At 64.2% G+C, this 18726-nt stretch carries 21 protein-coding genes; 12 read left to right on the top strand and 9 right to left on the bottom strand.

Annotated elements, in window-relative coordinates; translation table 11 throughout:
* Positions 1–29: 29 nt before the first annotated feature.
* Complete coding sequence (gene tlpA / locus EB231_RS08430; RefSeq protein ID WP_172348408.1) at positions 30–710, bottom strand: thiol:disulfide interchange protein TlpA; 681 nt, start codon at positions 708–710, stop codon at positions 30–32.
* A gap of 37 nt (positions 711–747) precedes the next feature.
* On the opposite strand from tlpA, the gene argH reads away from it, so the two are divergent.
* The 6 genes from argH (at position 748) to EB231_RS08400 (ending at position 7963) form a co-directional block, all read left to right on the top strand.
* On the top strand, positions 748–2148 hold the full coding sequence (gene argH / locus EB231_RS08425; RefSeq protein ID WP_172348407.1) for an argininosuccinate lyase: 1401 nt from the start codon (positions 748–750) through the stop codon (positions 2146–2148).
* A gap of 93 nt (positions 2149–2241) precedes the next feature.
* Positions 2242–2448, top strand: a complete 207-nt coding sequence (locus EB231_RS08420; protein WP_172348406.1) for a hypothetical protein — start codon at positions 2242–2244, stop codon at positions 2446–2448.
* A gap of 69 nt (positions 2449–2517) precedes the next feature.
* Entirely contained in the window at positions 2518–3786 is a 1269-nt protein-coding gene (lysA, locus tag EB231_RS08415) for a diaminopimelate decarboxylase (RefSeq protein WP_172348405.1), read from the top strand.
* 28 nt (positions 3787–3814) lie between these two features.
* Positions 3815–4756 (top strand): threonine/serine dehydratase, encoded by a 942-nt coding sequence (locus tag EB231_RS08410; RefSeq protein WP_172348404.1) that lies wholly within the window; start codon positions 3815–3817, stop codon positions 4754–4756.
* Between the two features lie 193 nt (positions 4757–4949).
* Positions 4950–7550, top strand: coding sequence for a TIGR02302 family protein (locus tag EB231_RS08405; protein WP_172348403.1), 2601 nt, complete (start codon positions 4950–4952; stop codon positions 7548–7550).
* 41 nt (positions 7551–7591) lie between these two features.
* Positions 7592–7963: a glyoxalase superfamily protein gene (locus tag EB231_RS08400; protein ID WP_172348402.1), complete on the top strand. Its 372-nt coding sequence runs from the start codon at positions 7592–7594 to the stop codon at positions 7961–7963.
* On the opposite strand, the gene EB231_RS08395 is transcribed toward EB231_RS08400, so the two are convergent.
* A complete protein-coding gene (locus EB231_RS08395) occupies positions 7960–8823 on the bottom strand; it encodes a LysR family transcriptional regulator (protein ID WP_172348401.1) in 864 nt (287 codons plus the stop codon). The two genes, EB231_RS08400 and EB231_RS08395, sit on opposite strands and share 4 nt — an antisense overlap.
* A gap of 223 nt (positions 8824–9046) precedes the next feature.
* Here EB231_RS08395 and EB231_RS08390 point away from each other — a divergent pair, with 223 nt between their 5' ends.
* Complete coding sequence (locus EB231_RS08390) at positions 9047–9994, top strand: DMT family transporter (protein ID WP_172348400.1); 948 nt, start codon at positions 9047–9049, stop codon at positions 9992–9994.
* Here EB231_RS08390 and EB231_RS08385 read toward each other — a convergent pair whose 3' ends face one another.
* The 3 genes from EB231_RS08385 to EB231_RS08375 form a co-directional block, all read right to left on the bottom strand.
* A complete protein-coding gene (locus EB231_RS08385; RefSeq protein WP_010911735.1) occupies positions 9995–10366 on the bottom strand; it encodes a response regulator in 372 nt (123 codons plus the stop codon).
* Between the two features lie 120 nt (positions 10367–10486).
* A complete protein-coding gene (hpt, locus tag EB231_RS08380) occupies positions 10487–11029 on the bottom strand; it encodes a hypoxanthine phosphoribosyltransferase (protein WP_172348399.1) in 543 nt (180 codons plus the stop codon).
* 23 nt (positions 11030–11052) lie between these two features.
* The gene (locus tag EB231_RS08375; RefSeq protein WP_172348398.1) at positions 11053–11697 is read right to left on the bottom strand and encodes a hypothetical protein; all 645 of its coding nucleotides are present in this window, start codon (positions 11695–11697) and stop codon (positions 11053–11055) included.
* Positions 11698–11886: 189 nt separating this feature from the next.
* On the opposite strand from EB231_RS08375, the gene ftsE reads away from it, so the two are divergent.
* The 3 genes from ftsE (at position 11887) to EB231_RS08360 (ending at position 14368) form a co-directional block, all read left to right on the top strand.
* A complete protein-coding gene (ftsE, locus tag EB231_RS08370) occupies positions 11887–12546 on the top strand; it encodes a cell division ATP-binding protein FtsE (protein ID WP_010911739.1) in 660 nt (219 codons plus the stop codon).
* A complete protein-coding gene (locus tag EB231_RS08365) occupies positions 12539–13531 on the top strand; it encodes a cell division protein FtsX (RefSeq protein ID WP_172348397.1) in 993 nt (330 codons plus the stop codon). The genes ftsE and EB231_RS08365 overlap by 8 nt, the downstream gene beginning before the upstream one ends.
* Before the next feature lie 111 nt (positions 13532–13642).
* Complete coding sequence (locus tag EB231_RS08360) at positions 13643–14368, top strand: YdcF family protein (RefSeq protein WP_172348396.1); 726 nt, start codon at positions 13643–13645, stop codon at positions 14366–14368.
* A 16-nt stretch (positions 14369–14384) separates the two neighbouring features.
* On the opposite strand, the gene EB231_RS08355 is transcribed toward EB231_RS08360, so the two are convergent.
* From EB231_RS08355 to EB231_RS08345, 3 genes are all read right to left on the bottom strand, one after another.
* Positions 14385–15017, bottom strand: coding sequence for a pyridoxamine 5'-phosphate oxidase family protein (locus EB231_RS08355; RefSeq protein WP_172348395.1), 633 nt, complete (start codon positions 15015–15017; stop codon positions 14385–14387).
* An 85-nt stretch (positions 15018–15102) separates the two neighbouring features.
* Positions 15103–15573, bottom strand: a complete 471-nt coding sequence (locus EB231_RS08350; RefSeq protein ID WP_172348394.1) for a nuclear transport factor 2 family protein — start codon at positions 15571–15573, stop codon at positions 15103–15105.
* 59 nt (positions 15574–15632) lie between these two features.
* Entirely contained in the window at positions 15633–16184 is a 552-nt protein-coding gene (locus EB231_RS08345; protein ID WP_172348393.1) for a carboxymuconolactone decarboxylase family protein, read from the bottom strand.
* A 100-nt stretch (positions 16185–16284) separates the two neighbouring features.
* Here EB231_RS08345 and EB231_RS08340 point away from each other — a divergent pair, with 100 nt between their 5' ends.
* Together EB231_RS08340 and EB231_RS08335 are read left to right on the top strand one after the other, a co-directional pair.
* Positions 16285–17190: a LysR family transcriptional regulator gene (locus EB231_RS08340; RefSeq protein ID WP_172352845.1), complete on the top strand. Its 906-nt coding sequence runs from the start codon at positions 16285–16287 to the stop codon at positions 17188–17190.
* Between the two features lie 78 nt (positions 17191–17268).
* The gene (locus tag EB231_RS08335; protein ID WP_172348392.1) at positions 17269–18057 is read left to right on the top strand and encodes a lysophospholipid acyltransferase family protein; all 789 of its coding nucleotides are present in this window, start codon (positions 17269–17271) and stop codon (positions 18055–18057) included.
* 19 nt (positions 18058–18076) lie between these two features.
* Here the strand turns inward: EB231_RS08335 and EB231_RS08330 are convergent, their stop codons facing one another.
* Positions 18077–18703 carry a LysE family translocator gene (locus EB231_RS08330; protein WP_172348391.1) on the bottom strand — a complete coding sequence of 209 codons (627 nt, stop codon included), beginning with the start codon at positions 18701–18703 and terminating at the stop codon, positions 18077–18079.
* Positions 18704–18726: the final 23 nt, after the last annotated feature.

Raw genomic sequence — 18726 nt, 5'->3', positions numbered from 1 at the left:
CGAGGAATTGCGTCAAAACACGCTGATGTTCACGATCCGAGCGCTGTCTCGACCAGCCGCTTGGCGTCGGGCCCCGACCATTCCGCCGGACCGTTCATATGGGCGATCAGGCAGCCTTCGTCATCGATCAGCAGGGTGACGGGAAGGCCGAGTGCCAGGCCGCGTGCCTTGAGATCGTTGAACAGCGCCACCGTCGAATCCCGGTAATAGCCGAGCGCCTCGACGCCGGTATCCTTTAGGAACTTCTTCGGCTTCACATCGTCGCCGGCATCGACATTGACGGCGACGACCTGGAAGGCGGCGCTGCCTTTCTCCTTCTGCAGCGCATCGAGCGCCGGCATTTCGGCGCGGCACGGCGCGCACCATGTGGCCCAGAGGTTGAGCAGCACCGTCTTGCCGGCATGGTCGGCGATCGTCATCGGCTTGCCGTCCGGGCCATTGAAGGCGAGGCTCCTCATGGATTGCGGCGGATCGGCGGGCAAAAGTGCGGCGACCTCGCCGGTGGCCGAGGCCGCTACCTTCTTGGCGCGGTCGTTCTTGGCGGCGCAGGCGATGTCGTCCTTGCTCTCGCCGACCGCCACTTGGGGCGCGGCGTTGTTGCCAGACCGGCTCTCGCTGACATATACCGCGACCGCGCCGGCCAGCGCTCCCGCCACCAGGGCGGCGAGGATCAGGCGCGGGGCCGGGAAAAATCTGTTTCCGTCTGCCATTTTCTCAAAACTGCTCCGAAGCACGGGTTTTATAGCGATGAGCGACAAGAAGACCAGCAACCAGATGTGGGGCGGACGATTTGCCTCGGGTCCGGCCGCGATCATGGAAGCGATCAACGCGTCGATCTCGTTCGACCGCAAACTCTACGCGCAGGACATACGCGGCTCCATCGCCCATAGCGAGATGCTGGCGCAAACGGGCATTATTTCGGCGGCCGATCAAGAAAAAATCGCTCACGGCCTGAACACGATCCTGAAGGAGATCGAGGCCGGCAGCTTCGAGTTTTCGACCAAGCTTGAAGACATCCACATGAATGTCGAGGCTCGCCTCGCCGAGCTGATCGGCCCCGCCGCCGGCCGCCTGCACACCGCCCGCTCGCGCAACGACCAGGTGGCGGTGGATCTGAGGCTGTGGGTCAAGGACGAGTGCTCTCGCGTCGCCGAGGCGCTGAAAGGGCTGATCACCGCGCTGCTGGAGCGGGCCGAGGAGCACGCGGCGACCGTTATGCCGGGCTTCACCCACATGCAGGCAGCGCAGCCCGTGACCTTCGGCCATCACTGCATGGCCTATGTCGAGATGTTTTCGCGCGACCTGTCGCGCGTGCGCGATGCGATCGAGCGCATGGACGAGAGCCCTCTCGGCGCCGCCGCCCTGGCCGGCACCAGCTTCCCCATCGACCGCCATAAAACGGCCAAGGCGCTCGGCTTCCGCGAGCCGATGCGCAATTCGCTGGACAGCGTTTCCGATCGCGATTTCGCACTGGAATTCCTCGGCATGGCGGCGATCTGCGCCACGCATCTGTCGCGGCTGGCCGAAGAGATCATCATCTGGTCGACGCCGCAATTCGGCTTCATCAGGTTGTCGGACAGTTTCTCCACCGGCTCCTCGATCATGCCGCAGAAGAAGAACCCCGACGCCGCCGAACTGGTGCGCGGCAAGACCGGCCGCGTCAACGGCCATCTGGTCGGCCTGCTGACAGTGATGAAGGGCATGCCTTTGACCTATGGCAAGGACATGCAGGAAGACAAGGAATCGGTCTTCGATGCCGCCGAGACGCTCGACCTGATGCTGGCGGCAATGACCGGCATGGTCTCGGACATGACGGTCAACGCCGCCGCGATGAAGAAGGCCGCCGGCTCCGGCCACGCGACCGCGACCGATCTCGCCGACTGGCTGGTGCGTACTTTGGGCCTGCCGTTCCGCGAGGCGCATCACGTCACCGGCCGTGCGGTGGCGCTTGCCGAGGGCAAGAAGGTGGGGCTGGAGAAGCTCTCGCTGGAAGAGCTGCAGTCGATCAATCCAGGCATCACATCCGATATTTTCTCCGTGCTGGCTGTGCAGAATTCGGTCAAGAGCCGCACCAGCTTCGGCGGCACCGCGCCGTCGGAGGTGAGGAAGCAGATCCGCTATTGGAAAAAGCGACTGGCGAAGGCGTGATGCCCAATATTGCGATCGCAATATCCGGGGTGCAATACACAGAGAACTCGGCTAAAAGCGGCGGCTGACAGAACGTTTCGGACGGATGGATCGATGACCGGAAGCAGGATTTTGGTGACGCTGACGCTTCTGGCGACGATGGCCGTCGTGACCGCCTGCGGCCGCAGGGCCGGTCTCGACACGCCCTACGAGGCGGCCGTCCAGGCGCGCAAGGATGCCGAGAGGGCCAAGCAGCCCCTGCCGCCGGAGCCGGAAAAACCGGTCAAGGACAAGAAATTCATCCTCGACCCGCTGATCTAGCACCGATCGGACCGGGTTTAGTCTTCTGAACCCGATCTCATCGTGCTCCAACTTTCCGGAACCACTCTCGTGAACCATTTCGACTACCGCGACGGCGTGCTGCATGCCGAGGACGTGGCAATCCCAGATATCGCCGCTCAGGTCGGCACGCCGTTCTACTGCTATTCCACCGCCACCTTGACCAGGCACTACCGGGTGTTCGCCCAGGCCTTTGCCGGCCTCGACACGCTGGTCTGCTACGCCATGAAGGCCAACTCCAACCAGGCCGTGCTGCGGACGCTGGCCAAGCTCGGCGCCGGCGCCGATGTGGTTTCGCAAGGCGAATTGCGCCGGGCGCTGGCCGCCGGCATTCCGGCGAGCAAAATCCTGTTCTCCGGCGTCGGCAAGACCGCGCGCGAAATGGACTTCGCGCTCGAAGCCGGCATCCTTTGCTTCAACGTCGAATCCGAACCGGAGCTTGACCTCCTCTCGGCCCGCGCCGTGGCACTCGGCAAGGTGGCGCCGATCTCGCTGCGCATCAATCCCGATGTCGATGCCAAGACCCACAAGAAGATCTCCACCGGCAAGGCCGAGAACAAGTTCGGCATTCCGTGGCAGCGCGCACGGCAGGTCTATGCCCGCGCCGCAACGCTTCCGGGCATCAAGATCACCGGCATCGACACCCATATCGGCAGCCAGATCACCGAACTGCAGCCCTTCGACGATGCCTTCGCCCTGCTTGTCGATCTGGTCGGCGTGCTGCGCGCCGATGGCCATTCGATCGAGCACGTCGATCTCGGCGGTGGGCTGGGCATTCCCTACCGCGTCGACAACAACCCGCCACCCCTTCCCGACGCCTATGCCCAGATCGTCAGGAAGCATGTCACCAAGCTCGGTTTGAAGGTCATGTTCGAGCCGGGCCGGCTGATCGTCGGCAATGCCGGTATCCTCGTTTCGGAAGTGATCTTCGTGAAGGAAGGCGACGCGAAGAATTTCCTCGTCGTCGACGCCGCCATGAACGACTTGATACGGCCGACGCTCTACGATGCCTTCCACGACATCAGGCCGGTCGTGCAGCCGCCGGCCGATACGCCGCGCATGATGGTCGATGTTGTCGGCCAGGTCTGCGAGACCGGTGACTATCTCGGCCTCGACCGTGACCTGCCCAGGCTGAAGGCCGGCGATCTGGTCGCTATTTCCACGGCCGGCGCCTATGGCGCCGTGCAGGCCGGCACCTACAACACCCGCCTGCTGGTGCCCGAGGTGCTGGTCGACGGCGACCGCTTCCACGTCGTGCGTCCGCGCCTGACCTATGACGACCTGATCGGGCTGGATTCGGTCCCCGATTGGCTGGCATAAGGCGGAATCTCACGACGAGGAGCAAGTCATGGCGCAGGGCAACACCGTCACCCGCGAACGTATTGCCGCGATGGAACCGCGCATCCGCCCCTATGTGCGCCACACGCCGGTGCTGCGCGTCGACATGGCCGACTTCGACCGGGCGCCGCTGGCCATCGACCTCAAGCTCGAATGCCTGCAGCATTCCGGCTCGTTCAAGGCGCGCGGTGCCTTCACCAATCTGCTCGAGCGGCAGGTTCCGGCGGCCGGTGTCGTCGCGGCATCGGGCGGCAATCATGGCGCCGCCGTCGCCTATGCAGCCATGCGGCTCGGCCACAAGGCAACAATCTTCGTTCCCGAAGTAAGCCCGCAAGCCAAGCTGGACCGCATTCGCTTCTATGGCGCCGACCTTGTCGTCGGTGGCGCTCGCTATGCGGAAGCGCTGGCCGCCAGCGAACGTTTCGCCCAGGAAAGCGGCGCCTTGCAGATCCATGCCTTCAACCAGGAGGAAACGCTGGTCGGCCAGGGCACGCTCGGTCTCGAAATCGAGGCGGACTTGCCAGAGATCGACACGCTGCTGGTCGCTGTCGGCGGCGGCGGCCTGATCGGAGGCATCGCCGCCTGGTATGCCGGCCGCATCCGCATCGTCGCCGTCGAGCCCGAGGGTGCGCCGACGCTTCATCGCGCCTTCGAGGCCGGCCATCCAGTCGATGCGCCGGCCGAAGGCATCGCCGCCGATTCGCTGGCGCCGAAACGCGTCGGCGAAATGATGTTCCCGATCGCCGAAGCCTTCGTCGAACGCTCCATCCTGGTCAGCGACGACGATATCATTGCTGCCCAAAAGGCCCTGTGGAACCGTGTGCGCATCATTTCCGAGCCGGGCGGGGCGGCAGCCTTCGCCGCGGTGCTGTCCGGCCGTTATGTACCGTCGCCGGGCGAACGGGTTGCCGTGCTGGTCTGCGGCGCCAACGCAAACCCCGCCAATTTCTGATTGCAGCCGTTTCGGCCGGGTTCACGTTTTTTCAAACTGCCTCGCCTTTGCCGTGTTTGCTGGTATTCTTCGAGTCGTGAGGCTTGGGCTATCCTGCCCCGCCTCACGACATGATCCCGAAAACCGATCATGCTCAAAGAGATAGAGCCCCACCCCGGTTCTTTCGGGATGGAACAGGCTCCAGGAAGGGCCGATGACCGAACGACCCACCTTCAGCAACGACCGCGGCCTGGCCGGGCGCCTTGCCTTGAGCCGGCTGGCGACACGGGTCTCGATGATGGTCGAGCGCGGCTGGCCGCTGCTGCTTCCGCTGCTTATTGTCGCCAGCCTGTTCCTGAGCATGTCCTGGTTCGGCATCTTCTCCCGGCTGCCGGATATCGCGCGCATCGGCCTCGTCGCGGCATTCGGCCTGGCAGGGCTGGCTGCGCTGTATCCGCTGCGCTTCTTCCGCATGCCCTCGGCCGCCGAGGTCGATCGCCGCATCGAGGCCGCCAACAGGCTGCTGCACAGCCCCGTGCTGGTGCAGACCGACCGGCCAAGCGGCCGGGAGAGCAGCTTCTCGCAAGCGTTGTGGCGCGAACATCAGAAGCGCATGGCCGCAAAGCTCGACAGCCTCGGCGCCGACCTGCCGCGCACGCGCGTGCCGGAGCGCGACCCCTGGGGGCTGCGCGCCGTGGCGGCCCTCCTGCTGGTCACCGCCTTTGCCTTCTCCTTCGGGCCGACCGGCGGCAGGGTAACTGACGGCTTCAGCGCCCACGGCGCGCATGATGCCGTGCCGCCGCGCATCGATGCATGGGTGACGCCGCCGGCCTACACCGGCAAGCCGCCGGTCTTCCTGACCGCCGACGCCAACCAGGCAACGCCGACGTTTCATGTGCCCGAGGGTAGCGATGTCTCCTTGCGCGTCACCGGCGGCTCGGGCGAAGAAACGCTTGCCTATGCCGACAAGGATGGCAATTCGCGCGCCATCGACCCGGCTGCCGCGACGGCCAAGCCTGCCGCAAACCCCGCGGCGCCGTCCACCAGTTCACCTTCAAGGGTGCGCCAGTTCACCGGCAAGCTGACCGGCGACGGCACGCTGACGTTGAAATCGGGCGAGGATCAGCTTGGCCGCTGGGCCTTCGCGGTGATCCGGGACAAGCCGCCGCAGATCCGCTTCGTCGGCGAGCCAAAGCGCGCCGCCAACGGCGCCTTCGAACTCAACTACCAGATCGACGACGACTATGGCGCCGCCACCGCCAAGGCGGTGTTCGCGCTGGCCGACCCGCAGGCGCCGGATGCGCATGCGCTCTACGGCCCGCCCGAAATGCCGCTGACGTTGCCGCGCCGCGGCGGCAAGTCGAATGCCGCCAAGACGACAAAAGACCTGACCGAACATGTCTGGGCCGGCAGCAGCATCAAGCTGACGCTGGTCGCCACTGACGATGCCGGACACACCGCGTCCAGCGAAACCAAGACGCTTGTTATGCCCGAGCGCCCGTTCGCCAACCCGCTGGCGCGTGCGGTGATCGAACAGCGGCGCCTGCTGGCGCTCGACGCCAATGCCAAACCGCGCGTGCTCGACCTGATCGACGCCATTACGCTGCGGCCGGAAGACACTTTCGACAACATGTCGCACTACCTCGCCATCATGAGCGCGCGCAGCCGGCTGAAGCTGGCCGGGAACGACGATCAGCTGCGCGGCGAGGTCGGCTATCTCTGGGAAATCGCGCTTGGCATCGAGGAGGGCAATCTCTCGGCGGCCGAGAAGCGGCTGCGCCAGGCACAGCAGGCGCTGCAGGACGCCATCAAGAACGGCGCCAGCGACCAGGAAATCGAAAAGGCGATGAAGGAACTGCGCGAGGCGATGAACCAGTTCCTGCAGGAATTCGCCGAACGCGCCAAGCAGAACCCGAACGCGCCGCAGATGCAGCAGAATGGCCAGGAACTGCGCCAGAGCGACATCGACCGGATGATGGACCAGATCGAAAACCTGGCAAAGTCGGGCGATCGCGACAAGGCGCAGCAATTGCTGTCGCAGTTGCAGGACATGATGAACAATCTCCAGGCCGGCCGTCAGCAGCAGGGCGGCGAGCAGGACAGCCAGATGCGCCAGCAGATGGACAAGCTTGGCGAGATCCTGCGGCGCCAGCAGGAGATGATGAACGACACCTTCCGCATGGACCAGATGCAGCGCGGCGAACGCCAGCGGGGACAGAACCGCGACGAGCAGCTTGGCCAGGACGGTGGCGAGGACCAGGACCAGCCCGGCGTCGGCCAGGACCGCGACCCGCTCGCCAGGCAGAAGCCGATGACGCCGCAGGAATTCGCCGATGCGCTGAAGCAGCTGCAGGAAGGCCAGGGCCAGCTGAAGAGCGATCTCGAGCAGCTGAAGAAGAGCCTCGAAGGCATGGGCATGGAGCCCAATGAAGGATTTGGCGAGGCGGGCAAGTCCATGGGCAGCGCCGAGCAGGCGCTTGGCGAGGGCCAGGGCGACGAAGCGGTCGGTCACCAGGGCCGGGCACTCGAGGCGCTGCGCAAGGGCGCCAAGGACATGATGAAGCAGATGCAGGCCATGCAGGGCGACCAGGGCGGCAGCCAGGAGGGTGGCCGCCAGCAGAATGCCGACCGCGACCCGCTCGGCCGGCCGCGCGCCAGCCAGGGTCCCGATTTCGGCGATTCGGTGAAGGTGCCCGACGAAATCGACGTCCAGCGCGCCCGCCAGATCCTGGAAGCGATCCGCAAGCGGCTCGGCAACGCGCTCAGCCCCGATATCGAGCGCAGCTATCTGGAACGGCTGCTTGAGCTGAAATAGGAACCGCCGCCCCCAAATCCCGCCCGAACGGTCGCAACACCATGCCGAAGCTCGGTACTGTCACGCCCATCTTGCGCATCTTCGATGTTGCCAAGGCGCATGAATTCTACGTCGGTTTTCTGGGTTTCGAAGTGCAGTTCGAACACCGTTTCGAAGACAACACGCCGCTTTACACAGGCGTTTACCGCGACGGCTGTGTCTTGCATCTGAGCGAACATCATGGCGACGGCGCGCCAGGTTCTCACGTCCGGATCGAGACGACCGACATCGCCAGGCTCCACCATGAGTTGACCGAAAGAAAGTACCGCTTTGCCAGGCCGGGGTTGGAGGAGACGCCTTGGAAGACGAAGGAGGTCACGGTCAACGACCCGTTCGGCAACCGCCTGACCTTCTATGAGGATGTAAGAGACTAACCTTGCCGGTTGACGAACGCTTCGCGGATCGCTTCCTGCATGCCGTCGATCGCCTCGCCCGATGCATTCGAGTTGCGATGCATCACCACATTGGAGGAATCGATGTCGCCGAATCCATCGGCGGAGGTCAGTTCGCGGCAGCCGTCCGGAATGTTGCTGCGCGAGATCGGGGCAATCGCCAGTCCCGACGTGACGGCAAGCTTCAGCCCGCCCGTGGTGTCGCTGGTATAGGCGACACGATAGGCAAGCCCGCGCTGCTCCAGCGACTTGATGGCGAAGTCCTTGCACCAGCTGACTCGGTTGTAGAGCGCGATCGGCACCGGCCGTTCCTCGTGCATGTGATGCACGGCCGACGTCACCCAGACGGTCGGGTCGTGCATCAGCACTTCGCCGCCGGCCGGGTCCTGCCATTCAAACACCACGCACAGATCGAGTTCGCCGGCGGCGAGCGCCGCCAGCTGCGCCTCCGAATGCGCGTAGCGCACGGTGACCTCTACCTTGGTGTGGCGTTTCGAAAATGCGCCGAGCGCGCGCGACAGGATGGCGTGGCCATATTCCTCTGGAATGCCGATGCGCACCGGTCCGCCGAGCGGCGCGGCCGCCATCGACGCCGCCGTTTCGTCGAGCAGCGAGACGATGCGGCGGGCGTTGACGATGAGTTCGCCGCCGCGCCGCGTCAGCGCGACGCCGCGCGAGCCGCGCTCGAACAGGCTGTCGCCGATCAGTTCTTCGAGCTTCTTCATCTGCATCGACACGGCCGACTGGGTGCGGCCGGCCTGCTCGGCCGCCCTGGTGAAATTGCCGGCCTCGGCGATGGCGACGAAGGTGCGCAGGAGATCGCTGTCGAGGGTCGGGCGCATGATTTCCATCATAAGAAAATTTGATTGCTGATATCATTCCAATTCGTTTGCAACATGTCAAACGCCGGATAATAGTCGCCATACCCATTGGATAAGCGGCCGCGAAATCGGCCGCGGACCAATCAAAGAGTCCTCACTCGTGCCCGCTGCCCGAAACGGTGGCGGGTTCTTTTTACTCCGCAGGCGATAGCTTCGGACCATACGCGCAGGAGCCGGAAACCAGATGCAGAATAGGATGGTGCGCGGCATCCTGAGCCTGTGCCTGGGCGTGCTGGTTTTCTCGCTGCAGGACCCGCTCGTCAAAGCCGTGTCGAGCTCCTATCCGGTGACTGAAGTGATGGCGATCCGCTCGATCGTCGCCTTGCCCATCCTGATCATCCTCGTCCACGCCGATGTCGGGCTGCCGGCAATCCTGTCGAAGCGGTTCGGCCTGCTGACGATACGCGCCTTCATCCAGTTCACCTCCTACACGGTGTACTATCTGGCCATCGCCGCGCTGCCGCTGGCTGACGCCGTGGCGCTCTATTTCATGGCGCCGCTGTTCATCATGGCGCTGGCCGGACCCTACCTCGGCGAACGCGTGTCCTGGCGGACGCTGGCGACGGTGCTGATCGGACTGCTTGGCGTCATCGTGATGGTGCGCCCAGGCGCGGGACTGTTCGACTGGGCGGCGCTGCTGTCGCTGGGCTCGGCCCTGCTCTATGGGTTCTCGCAGTTGATGGCGCGCAAGATCGGCGACACCGAATCGTCCACGGTCATGGCCTTCTACCAGAACGGCGCCTATCTCATCGGTGCGGCCGTGGTTGCCGGCACATTCCACCTGGCCGGCATAACCCACGCCGTCCACCCGAGCCTTGAGTTCCTGGTGCGGCCATGGATATGGCCGACGCTGCCGGATTTCCTCAAGATGGCCGCCTGCGGCTTCGTCGCCTCCGCCGGCATGATCCTTCTGTCGCAGGGCTACAGGCTGGCACCGGCCAATCGGGTCGCCACCTTCGAATACACCGGCATTCTATGGTCGCCGCTCTGGGGCTTTCTGTTCTTCGCCGAGGTGCCCAGGTCGACGACCGTGATCGGTGCGGCCCTCATCATCGGCGCCGGCCTGCTGGCGCTCAACACGGAACGGCGCAGGAGCCAAGCCCCCGGGCTGGCAACTGCCGATCCGGCGTGATCAGGCGAAGCAGATCAGCGCCCGTTCGACGCGCGAGCGGATTTCGGCCAGTGTGAAGGGCTTTTGCACGACGTCGAGGATGATGCCGTTCAACTCCTCGGCGCGCTCGCGCTGGTCGGCGTAGCCGGTCATCAGCATGATCTTCATCGCCGGGAAAAGGGCCGCCGCCGCGATCGCCATCTCGATGCCGTCCATCTCCGGCATGCGGATGTCGGAGACGACGAGATCATAGCCGCCATGCGCGGCTCGTATCAGCGCCAGGCCTTGAGCGCCGTCCGCCGCGATATCGATTGCGTGGCCGGCGCGTTCGAGCGCGCGGGCTGCGAGGGTGCGGACGGATTCATCGTCCTCGACGATCAGAAGCTTTGCCATGGCCGGCATATTTGGCGGGCAAAAGTTGACTTTTCCTGAAAGCCCCGGCGCTCGACAGGGGCTAATTTTCCTGACGCCGTTAAGGCCTTTTCAAGAATTCGCCGACGCGAGGCGCTCGCCTCACGCATCGCCTTTCACAACACCGACAAACGGCAATTCACGGAAGGCGTGCGCGACATCCATGCCGTAGCCGACGACGAAGTAATCGGGGCAGTCGAAGCCCACATAGTCGGCGGTGAGCGCGGTCTGGCGGCGCATGCGCTTGTCGAGCAGCACGGCGATGGAACAGCTTTTTGCGCCGCGCGACAGCATCAGGTCGCGGGTGAAGGTCAGTGTCTTGCCCGATTCCAGGATGTCGTCGATCAGCAGCACGTCGCGGCCGGCGACCTCATTGTCGATGTCGCGCAGCACCCTCACCTCGCCGCTGGTGGTGCCGGCGCCATAGCTGGAAATGAAGATGAACTCGACCTCTGGTGACAGGCCGACATCGTGCATGGCGCGGATCAGGTCGGCGGCGAAGATGAACGAGCCCTTGAGCACCGAAATCACCAGCAGATCGTGATAGTCGTGCCCGGCGATCTCCTTGGCGAGCTCGAGATTGCGCCGCGCGATCGCCGACGCCGAAAACAGGACTTCGATGTCCTTGCCACGTACGATGGGCATTGATGGTCTTCCCTGGTGATCGCCTATTCGGCGAAAGTAACCAAAACGGTCCTTACGCCGTTCTTAGGCACGTCGAGCCGGCTGGCAAAGCCGAATCTTTCGCCCGATGCCAGCGAATGGCCGGATGTCCCCAACGTATAGCGGGTTGTGCGCCCATCATTGCCCGTCACGCGGATTTCAAGCGGCGGCATTGTCGCCGGCCCCTTCCCGTCATTGGCGGCCTCGCCATCGACGAACAACACCGGATTGGCTCCCGAGGCATCGACGCGTGAGGTGACGCTTGAAATGGTCAGCGCCGATGCTTGCGCATCGGGCAGGAACGGCGCCTGGCGCACCAGCGCATGCCCGCCGGAGACCCAGAAGGCGGCCAACGCGGCACCGATGCCGGCGATCCAGAAGATCGGCCCACCACGCACGGCCGGCGGCCGTTCCGCCGGCGCTTCCGGCTTGCGCAGCATGTCCATGCCCTCGATGGACGGCGTGACGATCAGGCGCGGCGGCGGTGAAACGCTTTCCATGGCAGGGACAAAGCGCGGCATCACTTCATAGTCCGCATCGACGATATCGGCCGCCGGACCGCGCACGATCCGGTCCGCCACGGCAATTGCCGGGGGATCGGTCATGATTTCGCCGGAAACCGGGCGCGCGGTTCGTTCGTCAGCCATCATGGCCCCAGTATTGCGCGTGTTCGCTTTTCGTTTCTTTTGCGTAAACATAAATGGTTAACGCTTCCCCACCGGAGCCCTCGTGACGCGCCGAAACAAGCCAGGAATTAACCGCCGGTTAACCATGCCGGCCGATGGTCTTTTCCCAGAACGGGATGGTTCGCCGCAACCCGGAACTTCAGGTCGTCGAAATTGATTCGCTTCGAAAATGTCGGCCTCCGCTATGGCATGGGTCCGGAAATCCTCCGTGACATTTCCTTGCATATACCGGAGCGCTCCTTCCAGTTCCTGAGCGGGCCTTCGGGTGCCGGCAAGACGACGTTGCTGCGCCTGCTGTTCATGTCGCTGAAGCCGACACGCGGCCTGATCACCATATTCGGCAAGGACCGCTCGCGCATCTCGCGCACCGAGCTGCCTCATCTGCGGCGCCGCATCGGCGTGGTGTTCCAGGATTTTCGCCTGCTCGACCACATGACCACTTATGAGAACGTCGCACTGCCGCTGCGCGTGCGCGGGCGCGAGGAGGCGAGCTACCGCACCGATGTCACCGAGCTGTTGAAATGGGTGGGGCTGGGCGAGCGCATGCATGTGCTGCCACCGGTCCTGTCGGGTGGCGAGAAGCAGCGCGCCGCGATCGCGCGGGCGCTGATCGAGCAGCCCGAGATACTGCTGGCCGACGAGCCGACCGGCAATGTCGATCCCCCGCTGGCGCGGCGGCTGCTACGGCTGTTCATCGAACTCAACCGTCTCGGCACCGCCGTGGTGATCGCCACCCATGATCTTGGCCTGATGGAGCAGGTCGACGCGCGCCGCATGATCCTGGCCGGCGGAAGGCTGGATATCTATGACTGACCTGTCCGCCGAACATTTCGAAGAGCAAGAGCAGGAAACCGAGGCAACTGCGGCACGGCCGCGTGCCCAGCGCCGGATGGCACCGATCGTGCCGGCACAGAACATTGCCGGCCGGGCGCTGGTCCTGGTCATCGCCATCATGACCTTCCTGTCCTGCCTGACCTTCGGCGCGGTGACACTGGTGCGCGACACCGCCTCGGTCTGGGAAAACCAGATCTCGCGCGAGGCGACGATCCAGATCAAGCCGGTCGACGGCCTCGACATGGAGGCCGCCCTCACCCAGGCATCGCAGATCGCCGGCGAATTCCCCGGCGTGAAGTCGACAAGGATCATCGATCGCGATGCGACCGCCAGGCTGCTGGAGCCATGGCTGGGTTCGGGCCTCAACATCGACGACCTGCCGGTGCCGCGCCTGGTCATCGTCACAATCGACGAGAACAGCCCCCCCGACTTCGCCGCCATGCGCGCCGCGATCACGCCGAAGCTGCCAAGCGCGTCGCTCGACGATCACCGAACCTGGGTCGACCGACTGGTGGCGATGGCGCGCACCACGGTGACCATCGGCATTGCCGTGCTGGCGCTGATGCTGTCGGCGACCGTGCTGACGGTGGTGTTCGCCACGCGCGGCGCCATGGCCGGCAACGGCCACATCATCGAGGTGCTGCATTTCGTCGGCGCCGAGGCGCGCTTCATCGCGCGCGAATTCCGCCGGCATTTCCTGGTCACCGGCATGAAGGGCGCTGCCGCCGGCGGCGCGGCGGCGGTTCTCGTCTTCATCGTCTTTTCCTGGTGGTCGTCGCGCAACATGGCAACGCCGCAGGCCGACCAGGCAACCGCCTTGTTCGGCAATTTCGCCATCGGCTCTGCGGGTTATCTCGGCGTCGTCCTCATGGTGCTGGTGATCGGCGCGCTGACGGCGGCAACCTCGCATGCCACCGTCGTCGCCTATCTCAGCGACATCGACGTTCGCCAACCCGACGCGTGAGAAGCGAACATGCTTTGGCGAGGTCGAAAGCAAGGTGATCACGGATGGAGAAACGGCGTAACGCAAAGTGCGTCTTTTTCCTACCAAAGGCCGCATTTCAGGATTAACCATATGGCCATGGACGTGCGGGACTCGACCGGGACGGCTGGACAGATGCCAGTGGTGGTTGCTCGTTTGCGCGACCACGGCCGGATTAGCCGTTTAAAGACCGCACTTCGGATATCCGCACTCTCTCTTCTCGTCCTCGCAACCCTATTTGCCGGCGGCTTCGGCTGGTTCGCCAACAAGGTCAGCCATCTGACCACGCCCGCCAATCCGGCCAAGGCCGACGCCATCATCGTGCTCACTGGCGGCCAGTCCCGTCTCGACGCCGCGATGGAGCTGCTGGCGTCCGGCAAAGGCGAGCGCCTGTTGATCAGCGGCGTGCATCCCTCGGCGAGTCGGCGCCAGCTCCAGGTAGCGACCGGCGGCGACAAGAAGTTGTTTTCGTGCTGCGTCGACATCGACCGCGCCGCGCTCGACACGATCGGCAATGCCGAGGAAAGCGCCAAATGGGTCGAAAGCCACGCCTACAACACGGTGATCCTCGTCACCAACAACTACCACATGCCGCGCAGCCTGCTTGAAATGAGCCGGCTTCTGCATGGCGCCAAGCTGGAACCCTATCCGGTGGTCAATTCCAACCTCGACAATGGTGGCTGGCTGACCAAGCCGCAGGCCTTGCGCGTACTGTTCACCGAGTACAACAAATATCTGCTGGCGCTGGCACGCGGCATCGTGCCGGTGAAACCGACCCCGGACGGCATCGCACTGGCCGAGACCGCCGCCGGCGGCTGACCCCTCGACTGAACCGTCATTCCTTGTCTGTCCCCGTCGACGCCTGCTTCAGGCGCGCGATTTCCTGCTCGAGGTGCTGGATACGCTTGTCGCGTTCACCAAGCGCTGCCGCGACATCGGCGGCCTCGAAACGCTGCGGAATATGTTGCGGGCAGTTGGCATCCCATGCCGAGACTGTGAACAGGATGACCTGCTCGGGCCGCGCCTTGTAATCCTGCGGCATCAGCTTGGCCATCAACTCGGCATCGTCTTCTACGACGCGCGCCGTACCCCAGATCTTGATACGCTGGCGCAGCATATAGTCGATCAGGAACAGAAAGGCGCGTGGGTTGTCGGCCAGGTTGCCCTGCGTGATGAACTGCCTGTTGCCGGAAAAATCCGCGAAGCCGATCGTCCTTTCGTCGAGCACCTTGAGAAAGCCGGCCGGCCCGCCGCGATGCTGGATATAGGGCTGGCCATCGCCATTGGCCGTCGACAGGAAGACGCTGGTCTGCATCTCGATGAAGGCGGCAAGGTCCGGCGTGATCACCGATTTCCAGCCACCGCGCTCCTCGACGCGGGAGTAGGACTGGCGCGAGCCCTTGCGTGTCTGGATCGCCTTGACGGTCGGCGTGAAGGCGACGTCGCTGGCAAAAGCATGTGCGTTCATCGAAAGCCTCCTTGCATGGGGCGGGGCTTGCGGCGGTTGGCGCAATTCCTGTGGGAAACCGTTTCGCACTTTTCCCGGAATTGGTCTAAAGCCCGAGCTCCGACAATGTTGGGTGGTCATCCGGGCGGCGCCCGAGCGTCCAGTGATATTTGCGGTCGGCTTGCGCGATCGGAAGATCGTTGATGCTCGCGATGCGCAGGCGCATCAGCCCGTGCTCGTCGAACTCCCAGTTCTCGTTGCCGTAGCTGCGGAACCATGAACCGCTGTCGTCGTGCCATTCATAGGCGAAGCGCACGGCGATGCGGTTACCGTGGAAAGCCCAGACTTCCTTGATCAGTCGATAGTCGAGCTCGCGGCTCCATTTGCGCGTCAGGAAAGCCTGGATGGCATCGCGGCCTTGCAGGAATTCGGCGCGGTTGCGCCAGCGGCTGTCGGTCGTATAGGCAAGCGCGACCCGTGCCGGATCACGCGAGTTCCACGCATCCTCGGCCATGCGCGCCTTCTGCGCGGCTGTTTCGGCGGTGAAGGGCGGAAGCGGCGGGCGGCTTTCAGACATGGGAATCCTCTGCGACATGAAAGGTGGGGACCGGCGGACACCGCCTGCCCTTTCCGGATTCAGGCAGCATCGCGGACAGAAACAACCGGAAAATCGATCTCGGTCTGGGCAACTTCATTGATATAGTTGGTCCAGACGTTCAGGGCGACATGCTGGACGATCTCGATGATCTCTCCATCGTCGTAGCCTGCCAGCCTGACGGCGGAGAGATCTTCGTCGCCGACATGGCCGCGACTGTGCGCAACCTTGGCGGCAAAACGCACCGCCGCGGCCGCCTTGGGGTCCGTGGAGCCACCGTGGCGGTTGGCGAGCATCTCGGCATCGTCGAGCCGGGCGAGGTTCTTGCCAAGGTAGGTGTGTGCGGACAGGCAGTAGCTGCAGCCATTGATCTCGGCGACCGCCAGCGCGATGCGCTCGCGCGTCGGTGCAGGCAACCGACCCTTGGCCAACGCCCCGGACATGCCCAGATAGCCTTCGAGCGCGGCTGGACTGTTGGCGACCATGCGAAACAGGTTCGGCACGACGCCGAGCTGCTTCTCGACAGCCTGCAGCACGGGTTGCGTTGCTGTGGGAGCAGCGGCGATGGACGATGGCGTGGCGATGCGCGGCATTGCGATTTCCCTGTTGGTCACGCCGCTTATTTGCACTCTTCCACTTGCCGGATGTAGATGGCATATTTGCAATCAATCCTTCCAATTTCTGGAAGAACTGATGGATCGCCTGGAGGCCATGTCCCTTTTCGTCGCGACGGTGGAGGCCGGCAGCCTTTCCGCCGCCGCACGCCGTTCGGGCGTTCCGCTTGCGACCGTCAGCCGCAAGGTCTCCGATCTTGAACGGCATCTCCAGACACGTCTGCTGAACCGCTCGACACGCCGGCTGACGCTGACCGACGCGGGCGACGCCTATCTTGCCGCCTGCCGCCGCATTCTCGACGAGGTCGGCGAGGCCGAACGCGTTGCGGGCGGCGAATACAGCGCCCCGACCGGCGAACTGATCATCACCGCGCCGATCGTCTTCGGCCGACTTCACGTGCTGCCGATCATCACCGCGTTCCTCGCCACATACCCGCGAGTGGATATCCGCCTGACGCTCGGCGACAGGATAAGCCAGTTGGCGGAAGAGCATATCGATGTCGCCATCCGCATCGGCCGGCTGCCGGACTCGCGCATGGTTGCCCTCGGAGTCGGCTCGATCCGTCATGTTGTCTGCGCGAGCCCCGCCTATCTGGCCGAGCACGGCACGCCGAAGACCCCAGGAGATCTCGAGACACACAGTTGCATCACCTTCGAGGGTCTAGGCTCGCTCGCCACATGGACCTTTGCAGCGGACAAGGCCGACTTTGCTGTCCCGGTCCGCTCAAGGCTCCGGGTCAATACCGCGGAGGCGGCGATCGATGCCGCGATTGCCGGCCTCGGGATAACGCGCGTGCTTTCCTACCAGATTGTCACCGCTGTGCGCTCAAGGACACTCTGCCCGGTACTCAGGGACTTCGAACCGGAGCCGTGGCCGGTAAACCTGGTGCATGCCGGCCAGGGCCGGCTGCCGGTGAAACTGCGCGCGTTTCTCGACTTCGCCGCCCCACGCCTGAGGGAACGTCTAGCGCAGGCGACTTGGTAGCAATGAGCCGCATCGCTCTGTTTCCTTTTTCCCCTCGCTTGGTGTAACCAACGCACAATTCCCCACCGGACCTCCCCCATGCTCTATGTCAGATCGCTGGCGTTCAACTTCGTCTTCTACGTCAATCTGATCGTCCAGATGATCCTCTGGACCCCATACTATTTCCTGTCGCCCCGCCACCGCGCCTGGTTCGTGCCGAAATTCTGGTCGCGCAGCTGCATGTGGCTCTATGACAAGATCGCCGGCACCAAGAGCGACATCACCGGGCAGGAAAACCTGCCCCAGGGTTCCTTCATCCTGGCGCCCAAGCACCAGTCGTTCTGGGACGCGATCGCCTTCTTCCCCTTCCTTCAGGACCCGCTGTACATCCTCAAGCGCGAGCTGACCTGGATCCCGTTCTTCGGCTGGTACATCATGAAGATGCGCATGATCCCGGTCGATCGCGGCAGCCGCTCCAAGGCCTTGAAGGCGGTGGTCGCGGCGACCAAGAAAGAGATGGCGCGCAACCCACGCCAGTTGATCATCTATCCCGAGGGCACGCGCCGGGCGCCGGGCGACGAACCGGCCTACAAATACGGCATCGTCGAAATCTATGCGCAGCTTGGTGTTCCCGTGGTGCCGGTTGCCCATGTCGCCGGCCTCTACTGGCCGCGCCGCAAGTTTTTGCGCTATCCCGGCACCATCAAGGCGCGGTTCCTGCCGCCGATTCCACCGGGCCTCGGCAAGGACGAATTCATGGCGCGGCTGATCGGCGAGACGGAAGCCGCCTGCGACCAGATGCTCGTCGAGGCATCGCGCGCATCCAACCCGCCGGCACTGCCGCCGACGGCGGTGAAGCGGTTGCGGGAACTGGGCGCGAAAGTCTGAAGTCCCTCCGGCTAGGCAATCAGCCGTAGACAGCCAGCAGCGTGGTCAGCACCAGCGCCGCGGCGAAGACCAGATTGGTGATGCGCGAGGCGACAGGCCTGCGCAGGAAGCGGGCGAACGCCGCACCGGCAAGAAGCCACGCGGCGTGGATGACGACGATCATCGCCGCAAGCACCGTCAGCTTCAGCCATAGGCCGAGTTCCACACCGCCCTGGCTCGAAGAGGCGCCGGCGAACACGGCGGCGATCGCCACATAGGCTTTGGGGTTGGCGACCGCCAGCAGAAACCCGGCCAGCCAGGTCGGACGCGAAGCCTCGTCCGTGCGCGCCGCCAGCGGCGGCGCGGTGGCGATCTTGACGGCAAGATAGAGAATGTAGGCCGCGGACGCGACAACCAGCAACGGCGCCAGCCTCGGCATCGACCCAAGCACCGCCATGATCCCGGTCGCCACGACCAGCAGAACAGCGATCGTGCCCAGGACGATCCCCAAGGTGTAGCGCAGCGAATCGCGCAGGCCGAAGGCGGCACCAACAGCGGTGACGCTTATCGTTGCCGGCCCTGGACTGCCCATAACGACGGTCGCTGCAAGCACCAGTGCGAGCAGCGGTCGCCAAAGCTCCGGCTGCGAAAGAAGCGGCTCAGTCATTGCACCCTCTGTCTTGCCACGAG

Origin of the sequence: Mesorhizobium sp. NZP2298 (assembly GCF_013170825.1) — a bacterium.
Lineage (GTDB): Bacteria > Pseudomonadota > Alphaproteobacteria > Rhizobiales > Rhizobiaceae > Mesorhizobium.
This window is presented reverse-complemented; position numbering and strand designations above follow the sequence as displayed.

What these genes read in the sequence shown, in the direction of transcription:
- EB231_RS08400 (WP_172348402.1), top strand. Translation starts at nt 7,592, where the DNA reads ATGCCGAAGCTCGGTACTGTCACGCCCATCTTGCGCATCTTCGATGTT.
- EB231_RS08360 (WP_172348396.1), top strand. Translation starts at nt 13,643, where the DNA reads ATGGCCATGGACGTGCGGGACTCGACCGGGACGGCTGGACAGATGCCA.
- EB231_RS08420 (WP_172348406.1), top strand. Translation starts at nt 2,242, where the DNA reads ATGACCGGAAGCAGGATTTTGGTGACGCTGACGCTTCTGGCGACGATG.
- EB231_RS08385 (WP_010911735.1), bottom strand. Translation starts at nt 10,366, where the DNA reads ATGGCAAAGCTTCTGATCGTCGAGGACGATGAATCCGTCCGCACCCTC.
- EB231_RS08335 (WP_172348392.1), top strand. Translation starts at nt 17,269, where the DNA reads ATGCTCTATGTCAGATCGCTGGCGTTCAACTTCGTCTTCTACGTCAAT.
- argH (WP_172348407.1), top strand. Translation starts at nt 748, where the DNA reads ATGAGCGACAAGAAGACCAGCAACCAGATGTGGGGCGGACGATTTGCC.
- EB231_RS08410 (WP_172348404.1), top strand. Translation starts at nt 3,815, where the DNA reads ATGGCGCAGGGCAACACCGTCACCCGCGAACGTATTGCCGCGATGGAA.
- EB231_RS08395 (WP_172348401.1), bottom strand. Translation starts at nt 8,823, where the DNA reads ATGCGCCCGACCCTCGACAGCGATCTCCTGCGCACCTTCGTCGCCATC.
- EB231_RS08375 (WP_172348398.1), bottom strand. Translation starts at nt 11,697, where the DNA reads ATGATGGCTGACGAACGAACCGCGCGCCCGGTTTCCGGCGAAATCATG.
- EB231_RS08365 (WP_172348397.1), top strand. Translation starts at nt 12,539, where the DNA reads ATGACTGACCTGTCCGCCGAACATTTCGAAGAGCAAGAGCAGGAAACC.
- EB231_RS08405 (WP_172348403.1), top strand. Translation starts at nt 4,950, where the DNA reads ATGACCGAACGACCCACCTTCAGCAACGACCGCGGCCTGGCCGGGCGC.
- EB231_RS08355 (WP_172348395.1), bottom strand. Translation starts at nt 15,017, where the DNA reads ATGAACGCACATGCTTTTGCCAGCGACGTCGCCTTCACGCCGACCGTC.
- EB231_RS08350 (WP_172348394.1), bottom strand. Translation starts at nt 15,573, where the DNA reads ATGTCTGAAAGCCGCCCGCCGCTTCCGCCCTTCACCGCCGAAACAGCC.
- EB231_RS08345 (WP_172348393.1), bottom strand. Translation starts at nt 16,184, where the DNA reads ATGCCGCGCATCGCCACGCCATCGTCCATCGCCGCTGCTCCCACAGCA.
- EB231_RS08330 (WP_172348391.1), bottom strand. Translation starts at nt 18,703, where the DNA reads ATGACTGAGCCGCTTCTTTCGCAGCCGGAGCTTTGGCGACCGCTGCTC.
- EB231_RS08390 (WP_172348400.1), top strand. Translation starts at nt 9,047, where the DNA reads ATGCAGAATAGGATGGTGCGCGGCATCCTGAGCCTGTGCCTGGGCGTG.
- EB231_RS08340 (WP_172352845.1), top strand. Translation starts at nt 16,285, where the DNA reads ATGGATCGCCTGGAGGCCATGTCCCTTTTCGTCGCGACGGTGGAGGCC.
- hpt (WP_172348399.1), bottom strand. Translation starts at nt 11,029, where the DNA reads ATGCCCATCGTACGTGGCAAGGACATCGAAGTCCTGTTTTCGGCGTCG.
- tlpA (WP_172348408.1), bottom strand. Translation starts at nt 710, where the DNA reads ATGGCAGACGGAAACAGATTTTTCCCGGCCCCGCGCCTGATCCTCGCC.